This is a genomic window from Anaerobacillus alkalidiazotrophicus, from assembly GCF_001866055.1.
This window is the reverse complement of the sequence record NZ_MLQS01000001.1, coordinates 631,275-657,132: the sequence shown is the minus strand read 5'-3', so window position 1 is coordinate 657,132 and position 25,858 is coordinate 631,275. Positions and strand designations below refer to the sequence as shown.

Genomic DNA, 25,858 nt, shown 5'->3' with positions numbered 1-25,858 from the left:
ACCTGTTTGCAACATATAACTTACACTAATTAATTTGATATCTATGTAACATTTTTTTAATATAAACCTTTATAGAGAGTGATTGAAGCTAAATATGAAAAATGTATTTATTATTGGAAGTAAAGGAATACCTTCAAAATATGGAGGATTTGAAACGTTTGTAGATAAACTAACAGAGTATCAAAAAACACCGAGTATTAAATACCATGTATCGTGTTTATCTGATAATTTTGATGAAACTGAATATAACGGAGCTAGGTGCTTTAATGTAAAAATTCCTGACATTGGACCAGCTAAAGCAATTTATTATGATATTAAATCTCTTGATCTAGTTCATAAATATATAAAAGAAAATAATGTTAGAGATGCGATTGTTTATATTTTGGCCTGTAGAATTGGGCCATTCATGAAATTTTATAAAAAAAAATTTAAGCGACTAAACATTCCTGTGTATGTCAATCCGGATGGTCATGAATGGAAAAGAGCTAAATGGAATTGGGGAATCCGGCAGTATTGGAAGTTATCGGAAAAACTAATGATAAAGAACACAGATTTAGCAATTTGCGACTCACTTGAGATCGAAAAGTATATTAAAAAAGAATATGATTCTTATTTACCTAAAACAACTTATATTTCTTATGGTGCTACAGTAAATAAGCCTGATGATATCGATGAAAATAAGTATAATCAATGGCTCAATCAGTGGAACCTGAAAGTAAAAGACTATTATTTAATTGTCGGTCGATTTGTTGCCGAAAATAATTATGAACTGATTATTCGTGAATTTATGAAGTCTAAGACAAAGAAGAAACTGATTATAGTTACTAATATTGAGAAAAATAAGTTTTATAATGAACTTATGAAAAAGACAGACTTTAATACTGATGACAGAATTAAATTTGTGGGAACAATTTACGAACAAGACTTATTATATCAAGTTAGAAAAGGAGCTTTTGGTTACTTTCATGGTCATGAAGTTGGCGGTACTAATCCATCATTACTTGAAGCAATGGCAACTACATCATTGAACATACTATTGGATGTTAATTTTAATAGGGAAGTCGGAAGAGAAGCTGCAATTTATTTCAATAAAGAAGTGGGGAATTTATCGGCAATTATTAAGTATGCAGATGAGTTGTCTACTCAAGAAACAAAAAAAATCGAGGAGAAAGCGTTAGAAAGGATAAGGACTGCTTATTCATGGGAACTAATTGTGAACCAATATGAAGATTGCTTTCTCAAAGGGATTAAATAAAATTTTTTAGAGTTCAGTGAGAAGGTTGACTATTTTGTAGAAGAGGAACTGTTATGAAGAATATATTATTTTTACACTCTAGCGCTGAATTATATGGGTCGGATAGATCATTATTAAACCTAATTAATAATATTAACAAAACACAATTTCGTATTACTATTATATTACCAGAAAAGGGTCCTCTAGTTGATGAGTTGAAAAAAATTAATAATGTTGAGGTCTTTATTAAAGATATTGCTACTCTTAGGCGAAAACATTTATCAATTCAGGGGCTTTTTCAATATACTTTTAATTTTATTAACTCGTTATTTTATTTAATAAATATCATCATCAAAAAAAAGATAGATGTCGTATATACAAATACATCTGTTGTTTTTCCAGGTGGAATAGTAGCAAAGTTATTAAGGAGAAAAAGTATATGGCATATAAGAGAAATTATTGAGAATAAATTTGAAAGAAAAGCAGTAGCTGCCATTGTTAATCTATTTTCAGATACTATAATCGCAAACAGTAAAGCTACAGCATCTGCAATTAGCCAAAATAATAAAAAGCTTAAAGTAGTGTACAATGCCATTGAAAATACTGAAAACCAAATTATGAACAGAAGTGTATCGAATAAAGATGAGATAATAATTGGTATGGCAGGAAGAATTAATCGATGGAAAGGTCAAAAACTCTTTGTAGATATGGCCGAAAAAGTATTAATTAAAAATAAGGCAGTTCAGTTTGTTATTGCAGGGGATGTTTATAAAGGTGAAAATCATATATTAGAAGATTTGAAATCTTATATCATAAATAAAGGTTTAGAAAAGAGAATAAGGTTATTAGGCCGAGTCGAAGATATGGATTCATTTTACAAAAGCATAGATATATTTATCCTACCATCGATTCAGCCTGAACCCTTTGGTTTGGTTGTTCTAGAAGCTATGGAGAGCGAACTGCCCGTTGTCGCGACTAATCATGGTGGGCCGATAGAAATAATTGAAAATAGAGTAGATGGTTTCTTAGTAGACCATAAAGATGCTTCGGAAATGAGTGAAGTAGTATTAAAATTAGTTTCAGATGTTTCTTTAAGAAAAATGATTGGTCAAAAAGGAAAAGAGAAGAGAAAAAAGGTTTTTGGTATTGAAAACTATGTAAAAAATATATCTAAAATCATAGCGGAAATATAGGAGAAAAAATATGAAAATATGCTTTGTTATATTACATTATCTTACAGAGAGAGATACTATAGAATGCATTGATTCTATAATTAATAATGTAGATTATGAAAATTATTCTATTATAGTTGTAGATAATGGTTCTCCAAATGGTTCAGGAAATAGTTTGAAATCAATATATGATAATAATAGTAAGGTAGATGTCATATTATCTCAAAGTAATTTAGGTTTCGCTAAAGGAAATAATATAGGCTTTATTAAGGCTAAATATGAACACCAAGCAGATTTCATAATTTTAATGAATAACGATATGATTATAGAGCAACCGAATTTTCTGCATGAAGTAATAGTTAAGTATAGAAGTAACAAATATGCTGTTTTGGGTCCTGATATTATATCAATAGTTGATAATAACCACCAAAATCCACAACCTAGTAGAGTAGTGAATAAAAAAGATGTCTATTATCAATTAGCCAGACACTTAACATTGCTTGTATTGAACTATTTAAGACTAGAATCATTAATTAAAAAAATCCTTAAGGGCGTTGTTAAACATAAAAAAATGTATATTACTAAACACGAAAATGAGCTGGCTAATGTTCAGCTTCATGGCAGTTGTTTAATCTTTTCACCAATATATATAAACCAGTTTGATGGCCTTTATGATAAGACCTTTATGTATTTTGAAGAAGATATACTTTTTTACCTGTGTAAAAAAAATAATTTAAAAACATTATACAGTCCAGAAGTGATGATATTCCACAAAGAAGATTCAGCTACAAATGAATATTTAAAAAATAATTCGAAAAAAAATAGATTTATTTATAAACATTCCTTGAAATCAATCTATTATTTGCTAAAACTAATGAATAAATAAAAGGAGTTTATTTAATGAAGTTAATTGCTTTTTATTTACCACAGTTTCACGCTATTCCAGAAAATGATGAATGGTGGGGCGAAGGCTTTACAGAATGGACAAATACAAAGAAGGCAAAGCAGTTATTCAAAGGTCAATATCAGCCTCGAGAACCATATGATGAAAATTATTACAATTTACTTGACGATGAAACAAAAAAATGGCAAGTAGATTTAGCGAAAAAATATGGAATATATGGTTTCTGTTACTACCATTATTGGTTTAATGGAAAGATGGTTTTACAAAAACCATTGGAACAAGTATTAGAGAATAAAGATATTGAATTGCCGTTTTGTATCTCTTGGGCAAATGAACCTTGGACAAGGTCATGGGACGGTAAAACTAATGAAGTTTTGTTAGCGCAAGAGTATGGAGATAAAGAAGACTGGTTAACTCATTTTAATTATATGTTAAAGTTCTTTAAAGATGATAGATATATAAAAGTTAATAATAAACCAATATTGGTTATTTATAAAGTGGAGAGTATACCTAACCATGTAGAATTATTTGAGTTTTGGACAAATAAAGCAAAAGAGAATGGTTTAGAAGGTATATATTTTATTGAAACATTAAATGGTTTACAAAAGAAAGAAGTATCGAATATATCAGAAGCAGTTATCCAGTTTGAACCAAACTATACAATTCATCATGATCGGCCATTAATTGATAAAATACAAAATAAGTTAAAGAATTTGTTAATGATGCCTCATAAAGGATCTTTTATATACAATTCAATGGATTACGATATAACATGGAAGAGAATATTGAAGAGAAACATGAAAGTTGAGAATAAACAAGTGTTCTTGGGAGCGTTTGTAGACTGGGATAATACGGCTAGAAAAGGCGAAAAAGCTTTAGTATTCAATGGCGCGAATCCTGAGAAATTTGAAAAATATTTAAGTCAACAGATTAGAAAAGGCAAAGAAGATAATAGTGAGTTTTTATTTATTAACGCTTGGAATGAGTGGGCTGAAGGAACCTATCTAGAACCTGATAACAGGAATGGGTTTGCTTATTTAGAAGCAGTAAAGAAGGCTGTAAATAATAGTAACAATAAGTAACTCTGGTTTTTAAATAAGAGGTTAGAAAGATGAGGGGAAATGTTAAAGTTATTTGAACTGTTTTTATTAAAAATATTGATGATATTCCTTCCTATACACTATCTAGTGTTTAGTATATTACTTAGTGAACTCGCTTTTTTAAGGTTTTGGAAAGATATTTTTATAGTGTTAATATTAATATTGCAACTTTTGAAAGTATTTAAAGTAGGTGAAATTAATAAACCGCAATCCACTAGTTTGCTTATAATTATATTTATTATTTATCATATTTTTTGGGCGTTTTTAGCAGACGATTTATATGTTGCATTTTACATGTTTCGATTATATACAGAACCTTTGCTTCTATATTTTATTTTTAAAAATGCTGACGTCTCGCAAGTTGAATTTAAGAGGTTTTTTAATATATTATTAACAACTACAGTTGTTATTTGTATATATGGGGTTTTTCAGGCTCTTATTCTAGGCGATGATTTCTTAAAAACAATTGGTTACCCATACAGAGAGGAAAATGGGAGACTAAGTCCATCATTCTATTTATCAGGACTTGGTAATTTCCAGAGAGTTGTTGGGACATTTGTATCTTCTAATACATTTGCATTTTTTGCTTGTATTATGGTAATTATTTTCTTAAGTTGTAAGTCATTCTTTAAAAGCCATAGATATTATAATATATATATCCTAACAATTTTATCAGCGATATTATTATCATTCTCTAGAAGTAGTTGGTTGGGATTAGGGTTTGGTATATTATTTTTGTTTTTTAAAAGTAAAAAAAAGGTGAGTTTTTTTCTAACCTCTATAACTTTAATTACTACTCTAACAGTAGCATTAATTTTCGGTAGCATTATTACAAAAGTAGATATCATAGGTAATTTAAATCATTTATTTAATTCAACTATCACACTTGAAGACACATCAACAGTCAGCCATATATCTTCGATTGAAGAATCGGTTGAGATAGCAAGGGATAATCTAATGGGTACTGGACTAGGCCGGAATGGTCCCAAAGCAGCACAATTTTATTTAGATTTCTACCATACAGAATCATCATATTTTTTAATATTCTTTGAATTCGGAGTCTTGGGATTTATTTTATATTTTTCTATATATATATCAATATTTATTAGGAATTCTCTGAAGTTTGATAATAAAAAAATTGGTGGTGTTTATAAAGCAACTCAAGTAACAACTGTTTTTATAATCTTTGCATATATTTTCTTACCTTATGTACAAGATATGGAAATAATAAGTTTTTATTTTATTCTTGCAGGCTTAAGTGATAATAGGGTTAATAATTCCGATTTTTAAAGGTTCTTTTCACTTCTGAAACTACTCTATTATGTTCATTTAATAAAAATATAATATTAAGAAAAATTTATTGATATTAATTTTAAAAATGGATTCTGTGAATTTACTAAGAGCAATTATTTTTATATTTTATAGACTTCTTTTTTTAGATATTAACAAGTATATAAGTAACTTTATAGGCTCTTTAATTATATGGAAGGGGATTTGAAAATGAAAGGAATCATTTTAGCAGGTGGTAGTGGGTCACGTCTTTATCCATTAACAATGGTTACTAGTAAGCAATTGTTACCAATTTATGATAAGCCAATGATCTATTATCCATTGTCAACACTAATGTTAGCAGGAATACGTGATATACTAATTATTTCTACACCTGAGGATACTCCACGCTTTGAAGCCTTATTAGGTGATGGAACACAATTTGGTATATCACTTCAATATAAGGTTCAACATAATCCTGATGGTTTAGCACAAGCCTTTTTAATTGGAGAAAAATTTATAGGTGATGATAGTGTTGCTTTAGTTCTGGGTGATAATATTTTCTATGGACATGGATTTACTAAGTTATTAGAAAGTGCTGCATCAAGAGAAACAGGGGCAACAGTTTTTGGATACAATGTAAACGATCCTGAGCGCTTTGGTGTAGTTCAGTTCGACCAAAATGGCAAAGCCATTACCATAGAAGAGAAACCTGAAAAACCGAAATCAACCTATGCTGTAACAGGATTATATTTTTATGATAATCGGGTTGTTAATATTGCAAAAAATATTAAACCGTCTGATCGTGGTGAGCTTGAAATCACTGATGTAAATAAAGCTTATTTAGAATTAAATGACCTTCATGTCGAATTGCTAGGTCGTGGTTTTGCATGGTTGGATACGGGAACACATGAATCGTTGCTTGAAGCATCAACATATATTGAGACTGTGGAAAAACGACAAAGTTTAAAAGTTGCTTGTTTAGAAGAGATTGCTTATAGAAAAGGTTATATTACTAAAGATCAATTACTCGAATTAGCAGAACCATTAAAGAAAAATGAATATGGTCAGTATCTAATCAGGTTAGCTAAACAACATAAAGATGTATTAAAACTAGAGGAGGTTCTAGCTTGAAATTTACTGAAACAAACTTAAATGGAGTAATCATTATTGAACCAACTGTGTTTGGTGATCACCGTGGTTGGTTTATGGAAACCTATAGCGATAGCAAATTCAAAGAAGCTGGAACGAATCTTAATTTTGTTCAAGACAATCAATCATTTTCCGCTGCAAAGGGCACATTACGCGGATTACATTATCAATTAAATCCCAAAGCTCAAACAAAGCTTGTTCGTTGTACAAAAGGTGCTATCTATGATGTGGCAGTAGATATTCGTAAAGGAAGCCCTACGTACGGACAATGGTTTGGAATTGAACTAAGTGCGGAAAATAAAAAACAGTTATTAGTTCCAAAAGGATTTGCTCATGCTTTTATGACATTAACAGATGATGTGGAAGTGCAATATAAAGTGGACGAGCTTTATTCACCAGAGAATGATCGAGGGATTATATGGAATGACCCTGAGATTGGGATAGAGTGGCCAATGGATATTACACCTATATTGTCAGAAAAAGATGAAAAAGCACCATTGTTAAAAAATGCTGAAAATAATTTTTCTTTTGGAGAGTAAAAGATGAAAATATTAGTAACTGGTTATAATGGGCAACTTGGTTATGATGTTGTTCGTGAAGGTTTAAAACGTGGTTTAGATATGCATGGAATTGGGATTGATGATTTAGACATTACAAATGAAGAAGCTGTTTATCGTCATGTAAAACAAGTAAACCCTGATGCCATCATCCATTGTGCGGCTTACACAGCAGTTGATAAAGCAGAAGATGATAAAGAAACGTGCTGGAATGTCAATGTTGAAGGTACTAGGTATTTAGCTACAGCAGCAAAAGAATTAAATGCAAAGTTTATGTATATTAGTACGGATTATGTTTTTGATGGTGAAGGTGAAACTCCTTTTTTAGAAACAGATACTCCTAACCCTGTTGGATACTATGGTAAAACAAAGTATGAAGGTGAGAAAGTTGTAAGTGAAATGCTTTCTGAATCGTTTATTGTACGTATTTCATGGGTATTTGGAATTAATGGAAACAACTTTATTAAAACTATGCTTAAATTATCTGAAACAAGGAATGAATTAAATGTTGTTGGTGATCAAGTGGGTTCACCTACTTATACATTTGATTTGGCGCGTTTGTTAGTGGATATGATCCAAAGTGAGAAATATGGTATCTATCATGCTTCAAATGAAGGTTTCTGTACTTGGGCGGATTTTGCTACGGAAATTTTTAAACAAGCAGGTAAAGATGTTAAAGTAAATTCAATTAATACAGAAGAATATCCGACTCGTGCGGTTCGACCAAAGAACTCACGAATGTCTAAACAAAAATTAATTGATAATAGGTTCGAACCGCTACCAGATTGGCAAGATGCATTGAAACATTACTTAACAGAGTTAAAACAAGAGGTGAAATAAATGGCAAAGAAAAAGGTTCTTGTCACAGGTGGGGCAGGCTTTATAGGTGGTAACTTCGTTCAATTCATGGTAAATAAATACCCGAATTATGATATTGTAAACCTAGACTTCTTAACATATGCTGGGGATTTAACAAAACATCGTGAAATTGAAAACAAAGAAAATTATCATTTTGTAAAAGCTGACATAGCAGATCGTGAAGCAATTATGTCTTTATTTGAAAAAGAGAAATTTGACTATGTAGCTCACTTTGCAGCTGAAAGTCATGTTGATCGCTCAATTACGGATCCTGGTATATTTATTCAAACGAATGTTGTTGGAACACAAGTATTACTTGATGCAGTGAAAGGGTTTGGCATTACTAAATTTGTACATGTATCAACTGATGAAGTATATGGGGAACTAGATTTTGATCCAACAACGTTTTTTACAGAAGATACGCCATTACAACCAAATAGCCCGTATAGTGCAAGTAAAGCATCTTCTGATTTGCTAGTTCGTGCCTATCATGAAACATTTGGTTTACCAATGAATATTACTCGTTGTTCTAATAACTATGGCCCTTACCATTTTCCTGAAAAATTAATTCCATTAACAATTTCACGTGTACTAAATGAACAAAAGGTACCAGTGTATGGAGATGGTAAGAATATTCGTGACTGGTTACATGTAATAGATCATTGTGCAGCTATCGACCTAGTAATGCATGAAGGTGTCAATGGTGAAGTGTATAACGTAGGTGGTCATAACGAGCGTACCAACTTAGAAGTTGTTAAAGCGATTATTAGTGCATTAGGTAAATCAGAAGACTTAATTGAGTTTGTAACAGATCGCTTAGGCCATGATAAACGTTATGCCATTGATCCTACTAAGTTAGAACAACTAGGCTGGAAACCCACTTATACGTTTGAAACTGGAATAGCTCAAACTATTCAATGGTATCTAGATAATAAACAATGGTGGGAACAAATTATTAGTGGTGAGTACCAAAATTATTTTGAGAAGCAATACAGTATTTAATTAATTTGCAGTATGACAATTTTTCTTGGATACGGTAGCTGAAAGTATTGTATTACAAGAAAAATTGTTTTTTTAGTTATTAATATCCAATTAAAAATCCGGATAACGAAGTTTATTATTTTTTTCATAATAGTTTGAAATAGGAAGTAAATAAATCGATTGCCTAATTGAAAATTATTACAATTTAAATAATTATGGTATGAAAAGAATATTTCTTTATTAAATTTTTCGTTCAAACCTTCAAATAATCTAGTAATTATTAATATGATTTTGTACTAGGTTTGTTTAAACGGTATGCATATACAAATGAATTTGGAAAAATATTGACAACTAATTTAAGTAACAATAAGTACAGCTATACGCTTAATTTTCTCCAACTCTTTAATAAGAATGTGGGTGAAATAAGGGGTGGATATAAATTTGAGAGATAAAATCAAAAAAATTAACTTTTTTAAAGTTTTTGGAGTGACTTTTTTTGAAGTTAAAGAAAAAAGCTTTATAATGTTATTAAAATTTTTTTTAGCTTCTATACTAAAAAAATTTGATCACTCGATACTGAAGCACAAAGAGATTGATTTTTTATTTGTAAAATCACAGGATAGAAAAGATTATAATTGGCTTTATGAAAAAATATATTCACAATGCTCATATAAAAAATATGACTTTTCACTAAAGCGTTCGTATGGCATAAATTTCTTTTTCTTGAAAAATTCGGTTTCCAATTTAGAATTACTTTATATCTTTGTGAAAAAATCAAGTCTATCTGAAGGACTATTTATATATTTTAAAGCAATTAGCTATCTCGAAATATTAAATATTCTAGATAATGTTAATTATAAGCATTTAATAGTATTTTCAGACGTTCAGCCAGTCGAAAACTTAATGGTCCAGTATAGTAATCTTCGTGGTATTAATACAGTAACCATGCAACATGGACTATATATTGATTATAATAATTTTCCTAACATTAATATGCTAAATTACATTGATGTTTCTTCAAAGTATTTGTTAGCTTGGGGAGAAACTACAGAAAAACTTTTTAATAAGTATAATCCATCTATCAAAGTTGAAATCTGTGGAAAGCCTTTAGAAAAAAAACAAAAAAAGTCTAATAGTAATATTCATGAAACTATTGGAGTTGTTTTTGATATACCTTTGTTTAAGGAATTTAATAAAAAATTATTATTAGCCGCATATGAAATTGCAAAAAAAAGGAAAATGAAGGTGATTGTGAAATTACACCCTCAAGATTCTATTGAAAATTATACCTTTGATAATACCTTGATGAATAATAGTAATAGTTTAGAAGATTCAAGCTACATCCTAGCACATACAACGTCAATGATATATGAATTGTTAGTTTTAGGACAAAGGGTTTACAAACTTAGAAGTGGTATACCAGCCAATACACTTAATGATGACTTAATATTTTCGACAGTTGAAGAATTAGAAGATAAAATATCTAATGATTTTAATTTTGTTTCAGAAGCAAAAAAACATATTAAATATATTGGTGAAGAATCTAATGACCGATATAGAAAGTTTTTTGAAAAATTGATTGAGGATAGCTAATTTTGAAACGGGGAATTTTGTTGAAAAAGACTAATAAATACTTGAAAGCTGGATCCTTTTATTTAATAGGTAATCTTTTTAATAAAGGGATAGCTTTTTTAACAATACCAATATTTACAAGAATATTAACAACTTATGAATATGGAATTATTAACACTTATGCATCCTGGGTTGCTATTATGACCATGGTATTGGGCATGACTTTTCATATGGGTATTCGTTCTGCTTTTAATGATTATAAGAATAAAGTTGATAACTTTATGTCTGCAATTACTTTTTTTAGTATTATAAGTGCATTCAGTTTGTCTTTATTAATATTAGTAATGGTTTTGATGTTACCAATTGATGTTAATTTAGCTTTAATATTGATGTGTTTAGTTCAGGGATTTTTTGCTGCAATTATTCAGAATTACAGTATGTATCTTATGATGAATTTAAGATATAAATGGCGAACAGTATTATTAGTTTTTCCTAACCTTTTTATTAATTTAATAGCTATTTTAGCTATCTTTTTTGTTTTTGAGAACAATGCACACTTTGGGAAAATAATTCCTAGTGTATTAGTTACCTCATTATTTGGATTCATTTTGATAATTTTGATATTTAGAAAAAGTAAAGTTCTAATAAATAAGACTTATTGGAAATATGCATTATCTATATCGCTTCCGATTATTCTTCATGGTCTATCTCTGAACATATTGACTCAATCAGATCGTATTATGATTACTTCTTTTGTGGGTGCATCTGAAACCGGTGTTTATAGTTTGGTATATAATTTTAGTATGATCGCTACTGTTGTTATTGTTTCTCTAGAAGGAGTATGGATACCGTGGTTTAACAAAAAATTAAATGAAAGAAACCTTAATCAAATTAATGATAAGGTAAATATATATATAGCAATAATGTCTTATATGACAGTTGCAATAATTCTTGTATCTCCTGAGATTTTAAAACTAATGGCTCCTAAAGAGTATTGGCATGGAAAAATAATAATACCATTAATTGTATTATCTAGTTTCATGATTTTTGTTTATACTTTATATGTAAATATTGAGCACTTTCATAAAAAGACTAAAATAATAGCTTTGAATACTATTCTTGCAGCTATAAGTAATATTGTATTAAATTTCATTTTTATACCTATATACGGAATGTATGCAGCTGCCTTTACAACGTTAATTTCTTATATTATATCCCTTGTATTACATTATAAATATGCTAGAAAAATTGAAAAAGATTTATTTTCTTTAAAAATTTTAGTAAAACCATTAATATTGATATTAATAATGATAGTTGTATATTATATTTTTATTGAAAGTTCCATAATTCGTTGGAGTATATTGGGAATATTTTCTTTATATATGATTTTGAAAGAAAAAAGAATTATTCTTGATTACTATAAGAATGATCAAAATATGTGATAGTTTTTAAAAATAAAATAGCGTATCAGAGTCTTTACTGCAATAACTTCAAGGAAAGATTTTTCTAGCAAGATCATGAAGTGGAATTTTTGACAAATCTATTATTATTTCGGTTGAAGATATCCTGGAGAAACGATATTAAGGAGGTAATAAATTGAGTAAAGTAAAACTATTAGACTGCACTCTTCGTGACGGTGGATATTATAATTCCTGGGATTTCGATAAGGCAGTTATCGAAGATTATTTGAAGGCTATGGATGCAATTTCTGTGGATTACGTAGAGCTTGGTCTTAGAAGCTTCAGTAAAGATGGTTTTAAAGGTGCTTGTGCTTACACTACTGATAGTTTTATTCGGTCTTTAGATATACCTAAAGATTTAAAACTTGGGGTAATGGTTAATGCAAGTGATTTAATCCAACATTGTGATGGTATTGAAGCTGCATTAACAAAGCTCTTTGTTAATGCCTCCGATTCACCAGTAAGTTTAGTTCGTATTGCATGTCATATACATGAATTTGAAAATGCCTTACCTGCCTCAAACTGGTTGAAAAATCAAGGGTACATTGTAGGGTTTAATCTTATGCAAATCGCGGATCGTAATTTTGAAGAGATCAGTAAGTTGGTATCTATTGCAAATGAATATCCACTAGACGTATTATATTTTGCTGATAGTATGGGGAGTTTAAATCCGAATCATATTTCCGAGATAGTTCAGGTCATACGTAATGTTTGGAAAGGGCCTTTGGGTATACACACACATGATAACATGGGTTATGCACTAGCAAACTCTATACGTGCTATTGATGAGGGTGTAACTTGGATTGATGGAACAGTTACTGGGATGGGAAGAGGTCCAGGAAATGCTAAAACAGAGTATTTAGCTATTGAATTAGATTCATTCCGGCAAGTTCCTTGTAATATTATTCCTTTGATGAAGATAATAGATGTTTTCTTTAAACCAATGCAACAAGCGAGTGGATGGGGTACAAATACTTATTATTACCTTGCAGGTAAACATGGAATTCACCCAACTTATATTCAGGAAATGCTGAATGATGCTCGATATGATGAAAAGGATATACTGGCTGTAATCGATCATCTCAAGTTTGGGAATGGAAAAAAATTCAAATCCGATACGTTAGAAGCTGCTAGAAATATTAATGTTAGTGACCCATCAGGAACTTGGAATCCAGCTAGTGACATCTTAGATAGAGAAGTAGTTATATTAGGTACTGGTCCAGGGGTTATTAAGCATAAGGAAGCATTAGAAGAATATATTCGAGTTGCAAAACCTTATGTTATAGCATTAAATACTCAAACGCATATAGAACCTGATTTGATAAATATATGTGCCGCTTGTCATCCTGTAAGACTAATGGCTGATTATCATATTCATGCAAGCTTACCACACCCACTTGCAACTCCGGTCACAATGTTAGATGATCAAATAAGGGCAGCTTTGAGAGGTAAGGAAATCAAGGATTTTGGAATTAAACGTGAAGAAAATACTTTTAGGTTTGAGGAATATTATTGCACGGTACCAACTTCATTAGTAATTGCATATGCCTTATCGATTGCCTCAAGTGGGAAAGCAACGCGGATATTATTGGCTGGATTTGATGGTTATAGTTCAGATGATAATAGAAATATAGAAATGAATGAGTTATTAAAACTATATAATAATAGTAAAGATGCTAGACCAATTATTGCAATCACGCCTACAAGATATCAAGTTGAAAAAGCTAGTGTTTACCAAATGATAGGAGAGTATGTTTGATGAAAATTACTTGTTTTTTGCCATGCCGTAAAGGTAGTGAAAGGATACCAAATAAAAATATTCGACCTTTTTCATCTTATAGAAATGGATTAATTGAAATAAAACTAAAACAGTTAAGTAAAGTAAAGGAAATTGACTCAATTGTTTTATCTACAAATGATGAAGAGATTATTCGATATGCCGAGTCTACAGGTATTAAAAATCTAATTATTCATCGAAGAGCAGAAGAGTTATCTTCTAGTCAAACTAGTACAGACGACCTTGTAAATCATGCACGAAGTCTAGTTAATGAAGGACATATTTTGTGGACGCACGTAACTTCACCATTTTTGAATTCCGATGCTTACAAAAAAATAATTCTTTCATATAAGGAAGGCTTAAGTCAAGGGTATGACTCATTAATGACAACTTCATTAATCCAAAGTTTTGTATGGAATGAAAGAGGTCCAATCAACTATGATAGAAGTGTAGAAAAATGGCCTAGAACCCAAACGCTTATACCATTGCATGAGGTTAATAGTGCAGTTTTCTTATCCAGTGTGGATATATATACCGATAGAAATGATAGAATTGGAGAAAATCCTAAGTTATATTCTTTAAATAAAATTGAAGGACATGATATTGATTGGTCTGAAGACTTTGAAATAGCAGAAAGCTTAATAAAAGCAAAGATTGCTAATGTATAAGTTTGTAAAAAAATGATGAGGGGTTATTTGATGATTTCAGATATACTTAATAAATATGATGTTATAATTTTTGATTGCGATGGTGTTTTAATAGATGTAAATCTTTTGAAGTGCCAAGCTTTTGGTAAGGCTGTCCAAGGTTATCCTTTAGATATCGTTGAAGAATTTATTAACTATTGTAAAAAAACTTTTGGTGTTTCTAGATATGTTAAATTTAAAGAGTTTTTAAGTGACTTTGCTAAAGAGCCTTTTCAAGAAGATAAATATAATATTTTGCTAAATAATTATGCAAATATCTGTAAACAAGTTTATGACTTGGCGAATATTACACCAGGTTGTAAAAATTTACTCTTGGAATTAAAAAACATGGATAAAAAGTTATATGTTGCTTCTGGGAGTGATGAAAAAGAATTAAAAGAAGTTTTTTACAATAGAGATTTAATCGGTTATTTTAATGAAATATATGGTTCACCAAAAACTAAATCAGAATGTGCAAAAATTATACTAGATAATAATCCAAATAAAAAAGCTGTTTTTATTGGAGATGCACTGTCAGATATGAAGACAGCAAAAGAACATAATATAGACTTTATTTATATGTCTGAATTTACTGTTCAGACGAAGGAACTAGATCAGATATGTAGAATGGGAGCTACAATGGTTATTAATACATTGGAGGAACTTATGGTACAACTAAACTGTGTTAAAAAATAGTTACAGCTTTTTAAACACGAAAAAGGCTTATATTAATGTTACTTAATTTCATTAAAATAATATTGTCATTATACGTATATCGGTTAAATAAGAGAGAATTTAGAAACAATCCATCAATAAAGCTTTCTGGTGATAACAGAATATAAATAAATTATTTCTAATTGAATAAGTATGGGGATGTGCATATTTAACGTGAAAATTGCAGTAGCAGGTACTGGTTATGTTGGATTATCAAATGCTGTCTTACTTGCCCAACATAACGAAGTGATCGCAGTTGATATTGATCAACGAAAAGTAGATTTAATTAACCAAAAACAATCTCCTATTGTAGATAAAGAAATTGAAGAGTTTTTAACGACAAAGGAGTTAAATCTTGTAGCAACTACTGAGTATGAGAAAGCATATGAAAAAGCAGAGTTTGTTGTTATTGCTACTCCAACAGATTACGATCCTGAAACAAATTACTTCAACACTAGATCTGTTGAAACCGTGATTGATAATGTTTTATCAGTTAATCCAAATGCGGTCATGGTCATTAAATCAACGATCCCAGTTGGATACACACAGGAAGTAAGTGCAAGGTTCAAAACGGATAATATTATTTTCTCACCAGAGTTTCTTCGTGAAGGGAAAGCGTTATATGATAACTTACATCCTTCTCGTGTTATTGTTGGTGAGAAATCTCAGCGTGCAGAGAAGTTTGCAAATCTTTTAGTTCAAGGGGCTATTAAGGAAGATACCCCTGTTTTATTCACGAACTCAACAGAAGCTGAAGCAGTTAAGCTATTTTCAAACACGTATTTAGCACTGCGCGTAGCTTATTTCAATGAACTAGATACGTATGCAGAGTTAAACGGATTAAATACAAAGCAAATTATCAAAGGTGTTTCTTTAGACCCACGAATTGGTGGTCATTATAATAATCCTTCATTTGGCTATGGTGGTTATTGCCTACCAAAAGATACAAAGCAGTTAAGGGCAAACTTTGAAGGTGTTCCAAATAACATGATTAGTGCGATTGTTGAGGCAAACGATACGAGAAAGGATCATATTGCAGCTAGAATTATCGGGAAAAAGCCTAATGTTGTCGGTATATATCGTTTAACAATGAAAACTAATTCAGATAACTTTAGAGCATCAGCCATCCAAGGTATCATGAGCAGATTAAAAGAAGAAGGTATTGATGTCGTTATTTACGAACCAGTTTTAAAAGAAGATCAGTTCGAAGATTTCCATGTAATCAAAGACTTAGACGAGTTCAAACGAGTTTCTGATATTATTGTTTCCAATAGATTAGAAGCTGATTTAGATGACGTAGAAGAGAAGGTTTATACAAGAGATATATTTAATAGAGACTAGTTGTCTGCTCGGAATGTTTAAATATTTTGTATTAGAGAGTTACTATAAGTATATTTATTTGTTTAATAATGGTGGTTATAACAAAATTATTACCACCATTATTATCTAGTGTACGTAATATTTAGCAGTTGTAAATATTTAAATCGATAATTAAGCAATGTACATATGTTTGTGATATTACTAATTAAAAAAGTCAATATTAAAAAATAAATACCATCGTTAACCTTATCCAACCAATAATCGAGATCCATAAAGGAATGCTCAACAATGTTCCCCAAGCCATACCAATTGCAAAGTTTCCTTCCTCTACCATAAAAGTCCCTCCTATTTTCTACAAGTCCATCTGATGATACAGCATTGTAGAAAAAGTAATAGTATATTAAATTAGACTTTCCGGTTTATATAGAACGAATTATTAATCGATAAGGAAAAAGTTAATTTAACTTAGTTACGGAGCTAGCCTATATACTAACCACAGATTTGTAAGCGTATACAATTGTGTTGATGTTAAAAATCGTATATAAACAGCCTATTTAAATGTTTTTGGAGACAGTAAGTTTTAACTAATTAAAGTATATAATGCTTTTTGTTGTTTGTCACTACATGAAGATTGATAGACTTTGTCGACGTTCTGTTCCACCAATTTTATAACGTTGGAGCTAGAGTGGGACTTGGCTGTATTTGATGAGTATTACAATTGTGAACAGAAATAAATCTAGGGTAATGCAAAGAGTAACCATTCTTGCGGTAATTGGATTAGTTCAATGGTTTATTATTGGTTACTTACTTTGAGCTGCTTTTGATAAGAAAAAGGATCTTGGGTATAGCTATTATGCCCCAAGCTCCTTTTAAAAGCATTAACTTTTATTTTTTAAAAGCTTTCTGGTAAATTTTTTAGTTCCTCGAATAGTTTGGTTTTGATGTCCTCGGATGAGGTGATCGATAAAAGGGGAATATAGTGCGCGACAGCATGTTCTAATCCCCAATAGCGCTGTTTCGTTTTTTCAACAGATTTACTTGTCCAGGTATTTTCTGTTTCTTTGATTTTAAATAAATGATCATATCTAAATGGTCCCCAAAATACCCAATGATCTGAGACATTAGGCAGTCTTGTCCAATAAGAGTAGTCAAAATGATAGCGAATTAGTGCTATCACTGGATATTCGTTTTCTCCAAGATCAACTTCAATTCCAAAGATAGGTCCATTTTTTAAATCGGTAATATTCGTTGATGGCTGCTCATTTTCCATTTGATATAGCTTTATAAAATTACTAGTTAGCCAGCCTTCGTGGGCTGAGTCAGATTTCCATCGTAAAAATTTAGGAGTCATTGGAATAAAGCCCTCTTCCTCTGCAATACGATCGAGTTCTGAAAATAGAAAATGAAGATTTTTGTACGTTTCTCTTAATACATCGACTGCTATTGAAATATTTTCCCCCATATTAGGAGTCGGTGAAGACATAATACTCTCTCTCCTTTATCATTTGAGTAGGCCAATGCCAGTTTTCTTTGTTTAATATAGTGTCGCTGTGAAAGATATATCCACCCTTGATGATTGGTTGATGAAAGATGGTATCATTAAATCCTTTAAAACGAATAAACCCTTTCTTCGTTAATAGCGACTGCAAATCCTCTAAGATCAACTTCTTTCCTTTTTCTAAATGTATTGACTCTTGTCCCTTTAGCGCTTCAAGGATATCCTGCCAACATAGAAACCCTAATTGAACCGAGGGTGAAATAATAGAGCGAGTTTCAATATTTAGTTTGCCATAAACAACTAGAAGTAAGTCCATTTACTGAAAAACAAAAGCAAATGATGCATGATATTTGTATGGAGCATGGTTTAAGTAACCGAGTACATGTGAAAGTGACTCGGATAGCGAGAACGATTTCTGACTTAAACAGTGAAGAAACGATCTCAGATCAAGCAATTATCGAGGCGTTTGGGTTACGTGGGATAAAGGTGAAGGGATATCAAATAGGTGAGTACCATGGGTAGACCAAAACGAATTTGGATCCCACATATGTTTTATCACATTGTTTGTCGTGGTAATCGCCGAGACCCTCTGTTTCGCGACGGTAATGATTTTATTGCAATCTTGTATATGTTTGAAAAGGTCTATGAGAAAATTCCTTACGAGCTAGTCTCTTACTGTTTAATGACTAACCATTTCCATTTGTTATTACGATCGCAAGAAGAGCCGATCTCTAAAGTAATGGCACTAGTGAATAAACGCTATGCGAACTACTACAACACAAAATACAAGTTAACTGGTCATGTGTTTGAAAAAAGGTACTTTTCAGAAATGGTGAAAGATACGACTGGAATGCTTACTGTAAGTCGTTATATCCATCTGAATCCCATTAAGGCAAAAATGGTCAAATCTCCTGAACATTATCCGTGGAGTAGCTTTCGATTTTACGCTAATCCACACGTGATTCCCCCAAACTATATCGATACAACTTACCTTCTGAATTACTTTCCTGGAACAGAGACCGAAAAGAGAGAACAGTTTGTACGTTTTTCGACGAGTGACACCGCACGCCCCGGAATTTGTATGATCACTTCCTAAGCCAAAGGCTAAATAAACTTTTGGTAGCTACCATCTTTCGTTTTTCCACAATTAGTTTTCCTGCTACTGTTCCGTAAAAATAAGCATGAAAGCTTTTCTTGATTTTGCCTTGCTTGTATTTATAGACGGTTTCCTTGAACGCTTCGGTGATGGTTGGTAGTAGTGATTCGATGGCCTCAGTAAATTTCATTTGCCGATAAGCAATCAGTGCACGGTCCCATAATTCACAGATTTGTTTGGCGCGGTCAAAAAACGGTTTCACGATTTTGGTGAATGGTTTGGGAACATAGCTTGGTACGAAAGTATGATCTAGTGAATCTAGCGTAATAGGACGAAGATCTTTATCTTTTATTTTGTTTTCAAGTTTACTAGTTTCTGCAGGGATTTTTTCGTTTGGAAGTGTTGGTGTGGTAGACTTTTCAGTAGTTTGTCGGTCCGTCAATTTTTCGATTAGCGTTCCGTCAAAACGGTGGAAAACGTAGACGTTGTGGGAGTAACCTCCTTTTTTTCGAGTTGTATGATGTATGGACAGGACGCCGAGTTGTTTTGCTTTTCTAAGCATCCGTTCAAATGTTGAACGTGAAACACCCCCTTTTTGGGCTTGGGCGGCTTCCACTAATTTACATATTCGTGCATTGCAAATGCCAATTTCTTTGACACTAAAACGGGTGAGGATCGTAAAGGCAAGGCGTTCTCCTTTCGTAAACTCGTCACCATGTTGGGATAAGACATGTTTAATTGTTTCATTAAATTGCTGGAGCGTTGTGAATTCACGTAAATGAGAGAACTGTTTAATGTTTCCTGGTTTCATTTTTATGTTCCTTTCGGGGATTTTTTAGTAGGAAAGTTCTGTAGAAATCGTTGGGGTTGTAGCTGATAGTTCGAACAAACGGTGAGAAAAGCGGATCATGCAGTAGGACGTGCGCTGCAGTTGTTTTTCCATCGTGTAATAGGATACGGGTAGTTTCAGTTGTTGGTTGTTTTTAAAGGTAATCACAGTTTCGTTCATTTTTTTTGGAGTGACTTGTGGTGTAAGTGAACGGATGTGATGGTGGAAAATCCATGAGCATTCAAACTGCGAAGGTGAGTGGCTTGGAAATGCGTAGATTTGCTCGAGTGGATTGATTGGGATCGGTACTTTGTGCTTGGCTCCTGTTTGATGAATGACAGCAGCACGTCTTCCTTCATACGTAGAACCACCTTCTAAACAAGCGCTTTTGATCAGTTGCAGCGGTGTTTTTCGTATGTAGAATTGACAAGTAGGTTCAATGGCAATGCTGTGATAATCTGTGTGAGCGATGGGTAGTAAGGCCATTGTGTTTTTGGTGATTTCGTAGGTTTTTAGTATTGGGTTGGTCATAGGTAAAGCTCCTCTCAACGACTTATGTTTCTAGAATTTTTAAAATGGTAGGATTGGATAAAGCGAGAAAAAGTATGATTCATGGAATTTGTGGTGAGTAATAAGCGATGAAAGAGGATAAAACGAGATTGACTAGTTGTACTCGGGGCGGTTCTTTTTAACAAATTCTTCAATAGTGGGAAAGGTTTCATCTGTGATTTCTTCCAAAAGAACCATGGCATCCATATCTAAGCCAACAGCAATCTTATAAATGGTTTCCAAAGAAGGAGTTCTTTCACCTCTTTCAACTTGACTAATATAACCTGCACTAAGGATAGATTGTTCTGCCAGTTTTTCGCGTGACATATCTTTTAATTCCCTGTGGAATCTTATGATTCTACCAGCCCTTTCTCCAACTATCGTTTTTTTCCTCACTAGTCTACCGCCTTTTTAACTAAAATTATGCATCCGGTAGAATTCAGTGAACAGAAGCCATGGCATGTATTTTGTGTTTCGGGGGTCTGACCCCCATCGCTTTAAAGCAATAAAGAGAACGAACAGCACCATTTCGGATTGCGTGTTCGTTCTTTTTTTTGCGTATGAGTTTATACTGTTTCAACTAGCATTCTTCACTTAAGATGGTTAGCTAACTGGGTCATGGAATCGTTTAGAGTGTCGAGCTTCTTTTCGATTCTGTGCAGTAAATATAATGTGATCATTACTGGAAAACCGTATTCACTGATCAGTGGGATCCATATTTCCATTTGTCATCGAGCTCCTTTCTATTAGATTGAAATGATTATTCAAAAAGAGGAAGCGTGCGCTTCCTCTTTAGTGTGATGGGGTCAGCCCCCTAAATTTCAATGTCAGATACGTAACGTTCGACGATACGTGCCGTATGTTTGCTTACTAACTTACCGCCTGTGGAAATGGGGATTCGTGCCTGTCACCACCCGAACTTTGTTGGTTTTTGTCGAATGGCGAGGGAGCAAGTCCGTTGTCCCTCTGCTCTTTATTTATATCCTCTGACTACAGGTGCATGTGGTACAACTTCAATTTTTTAGCTCTAAAATTGTATCAAGGCGTATGGTATAATTATAACAAGCACGGTAAATTGGAGGGTAATGCTTGTGGAAAAAGAAGTACTATTAATTAAAATAAGAAATAATATTCAATTGCAATATCCAGAAATAGATACGTTAATCGACGAGCTGACTCCATGCCTTATTCAAAGTATCACAGGAGAAACTTTTTCTACTGAAGTAAAGCCAGTAAATAAATTAGATTTAAAAAAGATAAATGTTATTAATGGTTGGAATCCATTTGATTGGGGAATATATTTAGAGAGGCCAAATTTTGTCTTGAAGAAATTATTAGTAAAAAATGATGATATTATACAAGGGTTAGTTGCCTATGAGATTAAAGATGGTTGGGTTGAACTAAATTTGGTAGAAAGCGCACCTTGGAATATTGGACCTAATAAGGACTTTATAGGTGTAGGTGGACATCTTTTTGCGATTGCTTGTAAGGCAAGTTTTGACTTAGGGTTTGAAGGGTATACCGCTTTTTATGCGAAGTCAAAGTTAGTTAAACATTATCAAGATATATATGGAGCGATTCTAATTGATCCGAATTCACGTAGAATGATCATTGATACGAATGGAGCAAGAAAGTTGGTTCAAAAGTATTTTGATTAAGGAGGGAACAGCGATGAGTGCACAATTTCTCAGCAAAGAGTATTTAGAAAAGGTAAAAAAGCTAGAAGAAGATGCAGCGGGAGTATATGCAGTTCCAAATTATGAACTTAAAAATCAAGATGAATTCACCAAGAGAATTATTAATGAATTAAAGAAAAAGAATAAAATTGACATGAAAAATTGACAACCTTGGAACATGGGTTTCGTGCCTGTCACCACCCGTAATCTTGTTCCACAGGGGTGTTTCACGGATTTGAAAAATCGGTCCATATCAAATTGAAATGGACTTATTAATATTTTATTTATAAATATCACCACGAGGACCAAGGTCTAGAATAATGATAATCAATTCGTTGTTATGTATTCGATACAATAAACGAAGAGATCCGATACGAATTCGATAATCATCATGATCGGATCCTTCTACGGTTTTACATTTGGTATAGCGTAAGGATTTTCGCAAAGTTGACTAATAACTTCGTTGACCCTATTTTTTTAATTTAAGTGGTAATTTTTCATCATACTTTGCAGCAGGTTTTCTAACTTTTACTCTATATTTAGGCACGTACGTCATCCCAATCAACGAGATCATCATTTTCAATATCAATATTTGCTTGTTTTAATACTTCTTTTTCTCGATCTGTTAATGGAGAATTATCTGCTTCAAAAGTAATATCCACTTCATGGTCTTTTTCAATTACAACTCTAATAAGATCATAAACCAATTTTGTATCACGTTCATTTACAAGGTCTATTAGTGTATGAAGGTCTTCTTTTCGAATACTCATTAGACCACTCCTTTAACAAGTTTATTTAACATTATTATACACAATTGGAACACTGCCACTCCTCGGGGCTTCGTGCCAGTCACCACCCGAAGTTTGTTGAAAGTTGTAAGGTTAATAAATCTGGTGGTTATTTTGTGGTGATTTAACCTTATCAGAATTGGATTCTTTTTTCATTTTTTAAGAGAATGACTATTTAACAAAAAAGCTTACTAGATAGCCATTAGTAGCTAGTTAATGATTTTCTATGAATAATTCAGGTAAAATCCTTTTAACATAAATTCGTTAAAAGGATTTTTTACGTTGGATCATAAATTTATCCCACTTTTAAGGGGCAGTAAAACCCCCACTGATTGAAGTTTAACTTTATAAGATTATTACTAAATATAGTACTTGGATATATTTTGTTGAATCATGCGTTTACAATCTCTATAATTATGGTATAGATAAATAGTGCTAATTAACTGTTTTAAAAAATAAAAACGGCAAACTTATTAAATGGTAAGGACGCAAAGCCACGGGTCTAAGGTGAAGTACTATGATCGCCGGGGTGCCAAAGTAAATTGTATAGGATCCGTTTAATTACGATGGATAGTAAATAATGTTAAGGCCATATTTATTTTTGAGATTGATTATTAAGATTAATTACATAGGGAGGACGGATTGTTATGACTAATAAAAATAATGACTTATTAGAATTAATTAAAGGCCTTAATATTAACAAGTCAAATATAATTAATTATACGGATACAAAAGATCCAGTTGTTAACAATCAAGAAATACTTGGTGAGGATGATGGCTATGTTGAAGTTAGGGACCATCAGATTTTTGTCATAAATCCTAGCAATAATGGAAAACAGCCAGTTTTGATTCCTAATTCAAAACTTCAAATATATGTAAATGGATCGTTGTTAAAAAAAGAGCAGGTTGTTTTTGATGACGATGATATTCGATGGAATGTCAAGCCAACAAATGATTATGGAATATCGATCAGTAAAGATAACCTTCAAGTTTCCTTGCAGGTTTATCCTGATCTTTTTATAGGGTACCGTTTAAAAGATCAAAAAAGAGCACGTCGTATTATGATCGATATAGAGCCAGTTGAGAAATATTTTGATGTTGAAGAGATAATATCTCAAATAGCTGAAAATATTGTAAAAAAAGGTATCCGTGTAGAAATAAATACTTCAGCAATTATGCAAGAAATTTTAGATCCTAAATTTAAAGAAATTTTAGTAGCTGAAGGCCTTCCAGTAATTCCTTCAAAGGATGGATATATTCAACAATATTTTTCGTCAGTCATATCTGAAGTTTTAGAAGAAGTAAGTGGAATGGTAGATTTTAAAAATCGGGTTAAAATTCCTACGGTAGAGGCTGGTGAAGTCATTGCCCAAATATTTTCGCCACGAGAAGGAAAAGCTGGTCATAATGTTTACGGCGATTCTTTAGAACCTAAGACGCCAAAAGAAGTGATTGTTCGTCCTAAACCAAGAGTGAAAATATCTGATGATGGGAAAGTGATTGCCCTTTTATCTGGTAGACCTTCTGTAACTGGTAGCTCGGTAAAACAGTTTGATATTCTGGATACGTATGAAATCAATGGCGATGTTGATATGAAAACTGGAAACATCTTTTTTAACGGAGATGTCATTGTCCGCGGGAATATAAAGGATGGCATGAGGATTGATTGTTCAGGAAGTCTGTTTGTATTTGGAAATGTCTATCATAGTACTCTAACTGCTTCACAAAATGTTTATGTAACTGGTAATATTATCGGTTCAAAAGTGAATGGTGGCCAATTTGGAATGTATTATAGTAGCGTTTATAAAATTGCTCAAGATTTATCTGTGTCGTTAAAGCGATTACAATACGCTTATAGCCAATTAAAAGTAGCACTTAGTGTTAAAAATACCGAGTATAAAATAGGTTATATTGTGGCTACACTAGTGGAAACTAAATTTAAAGAAATAACAAAAAATGTTAATGATTTTTATCAAATCATTAATAAAATGTTGGAAAATAAATTTCAATTCCCGATCCATCTTCAAATTGTTATGAATTCATTAAAGAAGTTGAAAGATTATCAGGCGATCCATTCGATAGATTCTGAACAATCGCTTCAAAGTATCCAATTTTCAATTAATGAATTAATTCAAAAAATGGAAGCGGATATTCAAGAGGAAAGTGATATCTCATTTTATAGTTCAAACCTTTCACAAATCAAAACAAATGGTAGAATAATTGTGAAAAAGGAAGGGATTATCAATTCGACCCTTTTTGCAGGTACTGAAATTAATTTTGAGAAAAGAGATTCAGTAATCCGTGGTGGAAAGGTTGAAGCAGTTAAGACGATTAATGCAGGTATAGTTGGGTCTGCTAAAGGAAAAAGTCCTATATTATATGCGGGTGAAACTATCAATATAACAGAAATAAATCAAGCTCAAATAACAATGAGAAATGAGATAATTTTTATTGATGAGAAAATCACTAATCTTGAGCTAAAATATAATGAAAAAACTGAAAGAATCGAGAGCAATAAAAGACTCCCTTCATACTAATAACTTATTGGTTATTCGGGGTCTGACCCCCATCGCTTTAAAGCGATAAAAAGAACGAACAGCATCATTTCGGATTGCGTGTTCGTTCTTTGTGTTTGCGTATGAGTTTATACTGTATCAACGAGCATA

28 protein-coding genes and 1 riboswitch are annotated in these 25,858 nt (G+C 32.0%); of the genes, 20 read left to right on the top strand and 8 right to left on the bottom strand.

The window, feature by feature from the left end; all coding sequences use genetic code 11:
- Positions 1–94 precede the first annotated feature (94 nt).
- The 15 genes from cps2T to BKP45_RS03180 all read left to right on the top strand — a co-directional run bounded on the left by cps2T (position 95) and on the right by BKP45_RS03180 (position 16,777).
- Positions 95–1,255: a beta 1-4 rhamnosyltransferase Cps2T gene (gene cps2T, locus BKP45_RS03250; protein WP_071389030.1), complete on the top strand. Its 1,161-nt coding sequence runs from the start codon at positions 95–97 to the stop codon at positions 1,253–1,255.
- A 53-nt stretch (positions 1,256–1,308) separates the two neighbouring features.
- The gene (locus tag BKP45_RS03245) at positions 1,309–2,427 is read left to right on the top strand and encodes a glycosyltransferase family 4 protein (RefSeq protein WP_071388316.1); all 1,119 of its coding nucleotides are present in this window, start codon (positions 1,309–1,311) and stop codon (positions 2,425–2,427) included.
- A 10-nt stretch (positions 2,428–2,437) separates the two neighbouring features.
- A complete protein-coding gene (locus BKP45_RS03240; RefSeq protein WP_071388315.1) occupies positions 2,438–3,292 on the top strand; it encodes a glycosyltransferase in 855 nt (284 codons plus the stop codon).
- A gap of 14 nt (positions 3,293–3,306) precedes the next feature.
- The gene (locus tag BKP45_RS03235; protein ID WP_071388314.1) at positions 3,307–4,392 is read left to right on the top strand and encodes a glycosyltransferase WbsX family protein; all 1,086 of its coding nucleotides are present in this window, start codon (positions 3,307–3,309) and stop codon (positions 4,390–4,392) included.
- 39 nt (positions 4,393–4,431) lie between these two features.
- The gene (locus BKP45_RS03230) at positions 4,432–5,700 is read left to right on the top strand and encodes an O-antigen ligase family protein (RefSeq protein ID WP_071388313.1); all 1,269 of its coding nucleotides are present in this window, start codon (positions 4,432–4,434) and stop codon (positions 5,698–5,700) included.
- Between the two features lie 210 nt (positions 5,701–5,910).
- Positions 5,911–6,813: a glucose-1-phosphate thymidylyltransferase RfbA gene (rfbA, locus tag BKP45_RS03225; protein WP_071388312.1), complete on the top strand. Its 903-nt coding sequence runs from the start codon at positions 5,911–5,913 to the stop codon at positions 6,811–6,813.
- Positions 6,810–7,370: a dTDP-4-dehydrorhamnose 3,5-epimerase gene (gene rfbC / locus BKP45_RS03220; RefSeq protein WP_071388311.1), complete on the top strand. Its 561-nt coding sequence runs from the start codon at positions 6,810–6,812 to the stop codon at positions 7,368–7,370. Before rfbA ends, rfbC begins: the two co-directional genes overlap by 4 nt.
- A 3-nt stretch (positions 7,371–7,373) precedes the next feature.
- On the top strand, positions 7,374–8,228 hold the full coding sequence (gene rfbD / locus BKP45_RS03215) for a dTDP-4-dehydrorhamnose reductase (protein ID WP_071388310.1): 855 nt from the start codon (positions 7,374–7,376) through the stop codon (positions 8,226–8,228).
- Positions 8,229–9,248: a dTDP-glucose 4,6-dehydratase gene (rfbB, locus tag BKP45_RS03210; protein WP_071388309.1), complete on the top strand. Its 1,020-nt coding sequence runs from the start codon at positions 8,229–8,231 to the stop codon at positions 9,246–9,248.
- A 420-nt stretch (positions 9,249–9,668) separates the two neighbouring features.
- Positions 9,669–10,820, top strand: a complete 1,152-nt coding sequence (locus BKP45_RS03205; protein ID WP_071388308.1) for a hypothetical protein — start codon at positions 9,669–9,671, stop codon at positions 10,818–10,820.
- A gap of 20 nt (positions 10,821–10,840) precedes the next feature.
- Entirely contained in the window at positions 10,841–12,241 is a 1,401-nt protein-coding gene (locus BKP45_RS03200; RefSeq protein ID WP_169824050.1) for a lipopolysaccharide biosynthesis protein, read from the top strand.
- Between the two features lie 154 nt (positions 12,242–12,395).
- The gene (locus BKP45_RS03195) at positions 12,396–14,018 is read left to right on the top strand and encodes an aldolase catalytic domain-containing protein (RefSeq protein WP_071388306.1); all 1,623 of its coding nucleotides are present in this window, start codon (positions 12,396–12,398) and stop codon (positions 14,016–14,018) included.
- Complete coding sequence (locus tag BKP45_RS03190) at positions 14,018–14,704, top strand: acylneuraminate cytidylyltransferase family protein (RefSeq protein ID WP_071388305.1); 687 nt, start codon at positions 14,018–14,020, stop codon at positions 14,702–14,704. Before BKP45_RS03195 ends, BKP45_RS03190 begins: the two co-directional genes overlap by 1 nt.
- Before the next feature lie 30 nt (positions 14,705–14,734).
- The gene (locus BKP45_RS03185) at positions 14,735–15,418 is read left to right on the top strand and encodes an HAD family hydrolase (protein ID WP_071388304.1); all 684 of its coding nucleotides are present in this window, start codon (positions 14,735–14,737) and stop codon (positions 15,416–15,418) included.
- Positions 15,419–15,610: 192 nt separating this feature from the next.
- Positions 15,611–16,777: a nucleotide sugar dehydrogenase gene (locus BKP45_RS03180; RefSeq protein ID WP_071388303.1), complete on the top strand. Its 1,167-nt coding sequence runs from the start codon at positions 15,611–15,613 to the stop codon at positions 16,775–16,777.
- 871 nt (positions 16,778–17,648) lie between these two features.
- Here BKP45_RS03180 and BKP45_RS03175 read toward each other — a convergent pair.
- Positions 17,649–18,239, bottom strand: a complete 591-nt coding sequence (locus BKP45_RS03175; protein WP_071388302.1) for a hypothetical protein — start codon at positions 18,237–18,239, stop codon at positions 17,649–17,651.
- Positions 18,220–18,570 carry a hypothetical protein gene (locus tag BKP45_RS03170; RefSeq protein ID WP_071388301.1) on the bottom strand — a complete coding sequence of 117 codons (351 nt, stop codon included), beginning with the start codon at positions 18,568–18,570 and terminating at the stop codon, positions 18,220–18,222. The genes BKP45_RS03175 and BKP45_RS03170 overlap by 20 nt, the downstream gene beginning before the upstream one ends.
- A gap of 38 nt (positions 18,571–18,608) precedes the next feature.
- Here BKP45_RS03170 and BKP45_RS03165 point away from each other — a divergent pair, with 38 nt between their 5' ends.
- Together BKP45_RS03165 and BKP45_RS03160 are read left to right on the top strand one after the other, a co-directional pair.
- Positions 18,609–18,776 carry a magnesium chelatase subunit ChlI family protein gene (locus BKP45_RS03165; protein ID WP_245747373.1) on the top strand — a complete coding sequence of 56 codons (168 nt, stop codon included), beginning with the start codon at positions 18,609–18,611 and terminating at the stop codon, positions 18,774–18,776.
- Positions 18,769–19,350 (top strand): transposase, encoded by a 582-nt coding sequence (locus tag BKP45_RS03160; protein ID WP_071388299.1) that lies wholly within the window; start codon positions 18,769–18,771, stop codon positions 19,348–19,350. The genes BKP45_RS03165 and BKP45_RS03160 overlap by 8 nt, the downstream gene beginning before the upstream one ends.
- Here the strand turns inward: BKP45_RS03160 and BKP45_RS03155 are convergent.
- From BKP45_RS03155 to BKP45_RS21400, 4 genes are all read right to left on the bottom strand, one after another.
- Positions 19,340–20,161, bottom strand: coding sequence for a hypothetical protein (locus tag BKP45_RS03155; RefSeq protein ID WP_071388298.1), 822 nt, complete (start codon positions 20,159–20,161; stop codon positions 19,340–19,342). The genes BKP45_RS03160 and BKP45_RS03155 overlap by 11 nt on opposite strands.
- A gap of 24 nt (positions 20,162–20,185) precedes the next feature.
- Positions 20,186–20,710 carry a competence protein ComK gene (locus BKP45_RS03150; protein ID WP_071388297.1) on the bottom strand — a complete coding sequence of 175 codons (525 nt, stop codon included), beginning with the start codon at positions 20,708–20,710 and terminating at the stop codon, positions 20,186–20,188.
- Positions 20,711–20,842: 132 nt separating this feature from the next.
- On the bottom strand, positions 20,843–21,124 hold the full coding sequence (locus BKP45_RS03145; RefSeq protein WP_071388296.1) for a helix-turn-helix domain-containing protein: 282 nt from the start codon (positions 21,122–21,124) through the stop codon (positions 20,843–20,845).
- A 194-nt stretch (positions 21,125–21,318) separates the two neighbouring features.
- Entirely contained in the window at positions 21,319–21,453 is a 135-nt protein-coding gene (locus tag BKP45_RS21400) for a YvrJ family protein (RefSeq protein ID WP_071309252.1), read from the bottom strand.
- Between the two features lie 366 nt (positions 21,454–21,819).
- On the opposite strand from BKP45_RS21400, the gene BKP45_RS03140 reads away from it, so the two are divergent.
- Entirely contained in the window at positions 21,820–22,386 is a 567-nt protein-coding gene (locus BKP45_RS03140; protein ID WP_084787559.1) for a hypothetical protein, read from the top strand.
- Positions 22,387–22,399: 13 nt separating this feature from the next.
- Positions 22,400–22,570, top strand: a complete 171-nt coding sequence (locus BKP45_RS22360) for a hypothetical protein (RefSeq protein WP_169824049.1) — start codon at positions 22,400–22,402, stop codon at positions 22,568–22,570.
- Positions 22,571–22,684: 114 nt separating this feature from the next.
- On the opposite strand, the gene BKP45_RS23515 is transcribed toward BKP45_RS22360, so the two are convergent.
- Positions 22,685–22,849 (bottom strand): type II toxin-antitoxin system RelE family toxin, encoded by a 165-nt coding sequence (locus tag BKP45_RS23515; protein WP_139193725.1) that lies wholly within the window; start codon positions 22,847–22,849, stop codon positions 22,685–22,687.
- A 94-nt stretch (positions 22,850–22,943) separates the two neighbouring features.
- Positions 22,944–23,174: a hypothetical protein gene (locus tag BKP45_RS03135; RefSeq protein ID WP_071388295.1), complete on the bottom strand. Its 231-nt coding sequence runs from the start codon at positions 23,172–23,174 to the stop codon at positions 22,944–22,946.
- 471 nt (positions 23,175–23,645) lie between these two features.
- Positions 23,646–23,729: riboswitch (cyclic di-GMP riboswitch) on the top strand.
- Between the two features lie 110 nt (positions 23,730–23,839).
- On the opposite strand from BKP45_RS03135, the gene BKP45_RS03130 reads away from it, so the two are divergent.
- The gene (locus BKP45_RS03130; RefSeq protein ID WP_071388294.1) at positions 23,840–25,729 is read left to right on the top strand and encodes a FapA family protein; all 1,890 of its coding nucleotides are present in this window, start codon (positions 23,840–23,842) and stop codon (positions 25,727–25,729) included.
- The last annotated feature ends 129 nt before the right edge of the window (positions 25,730–25,858 follow it).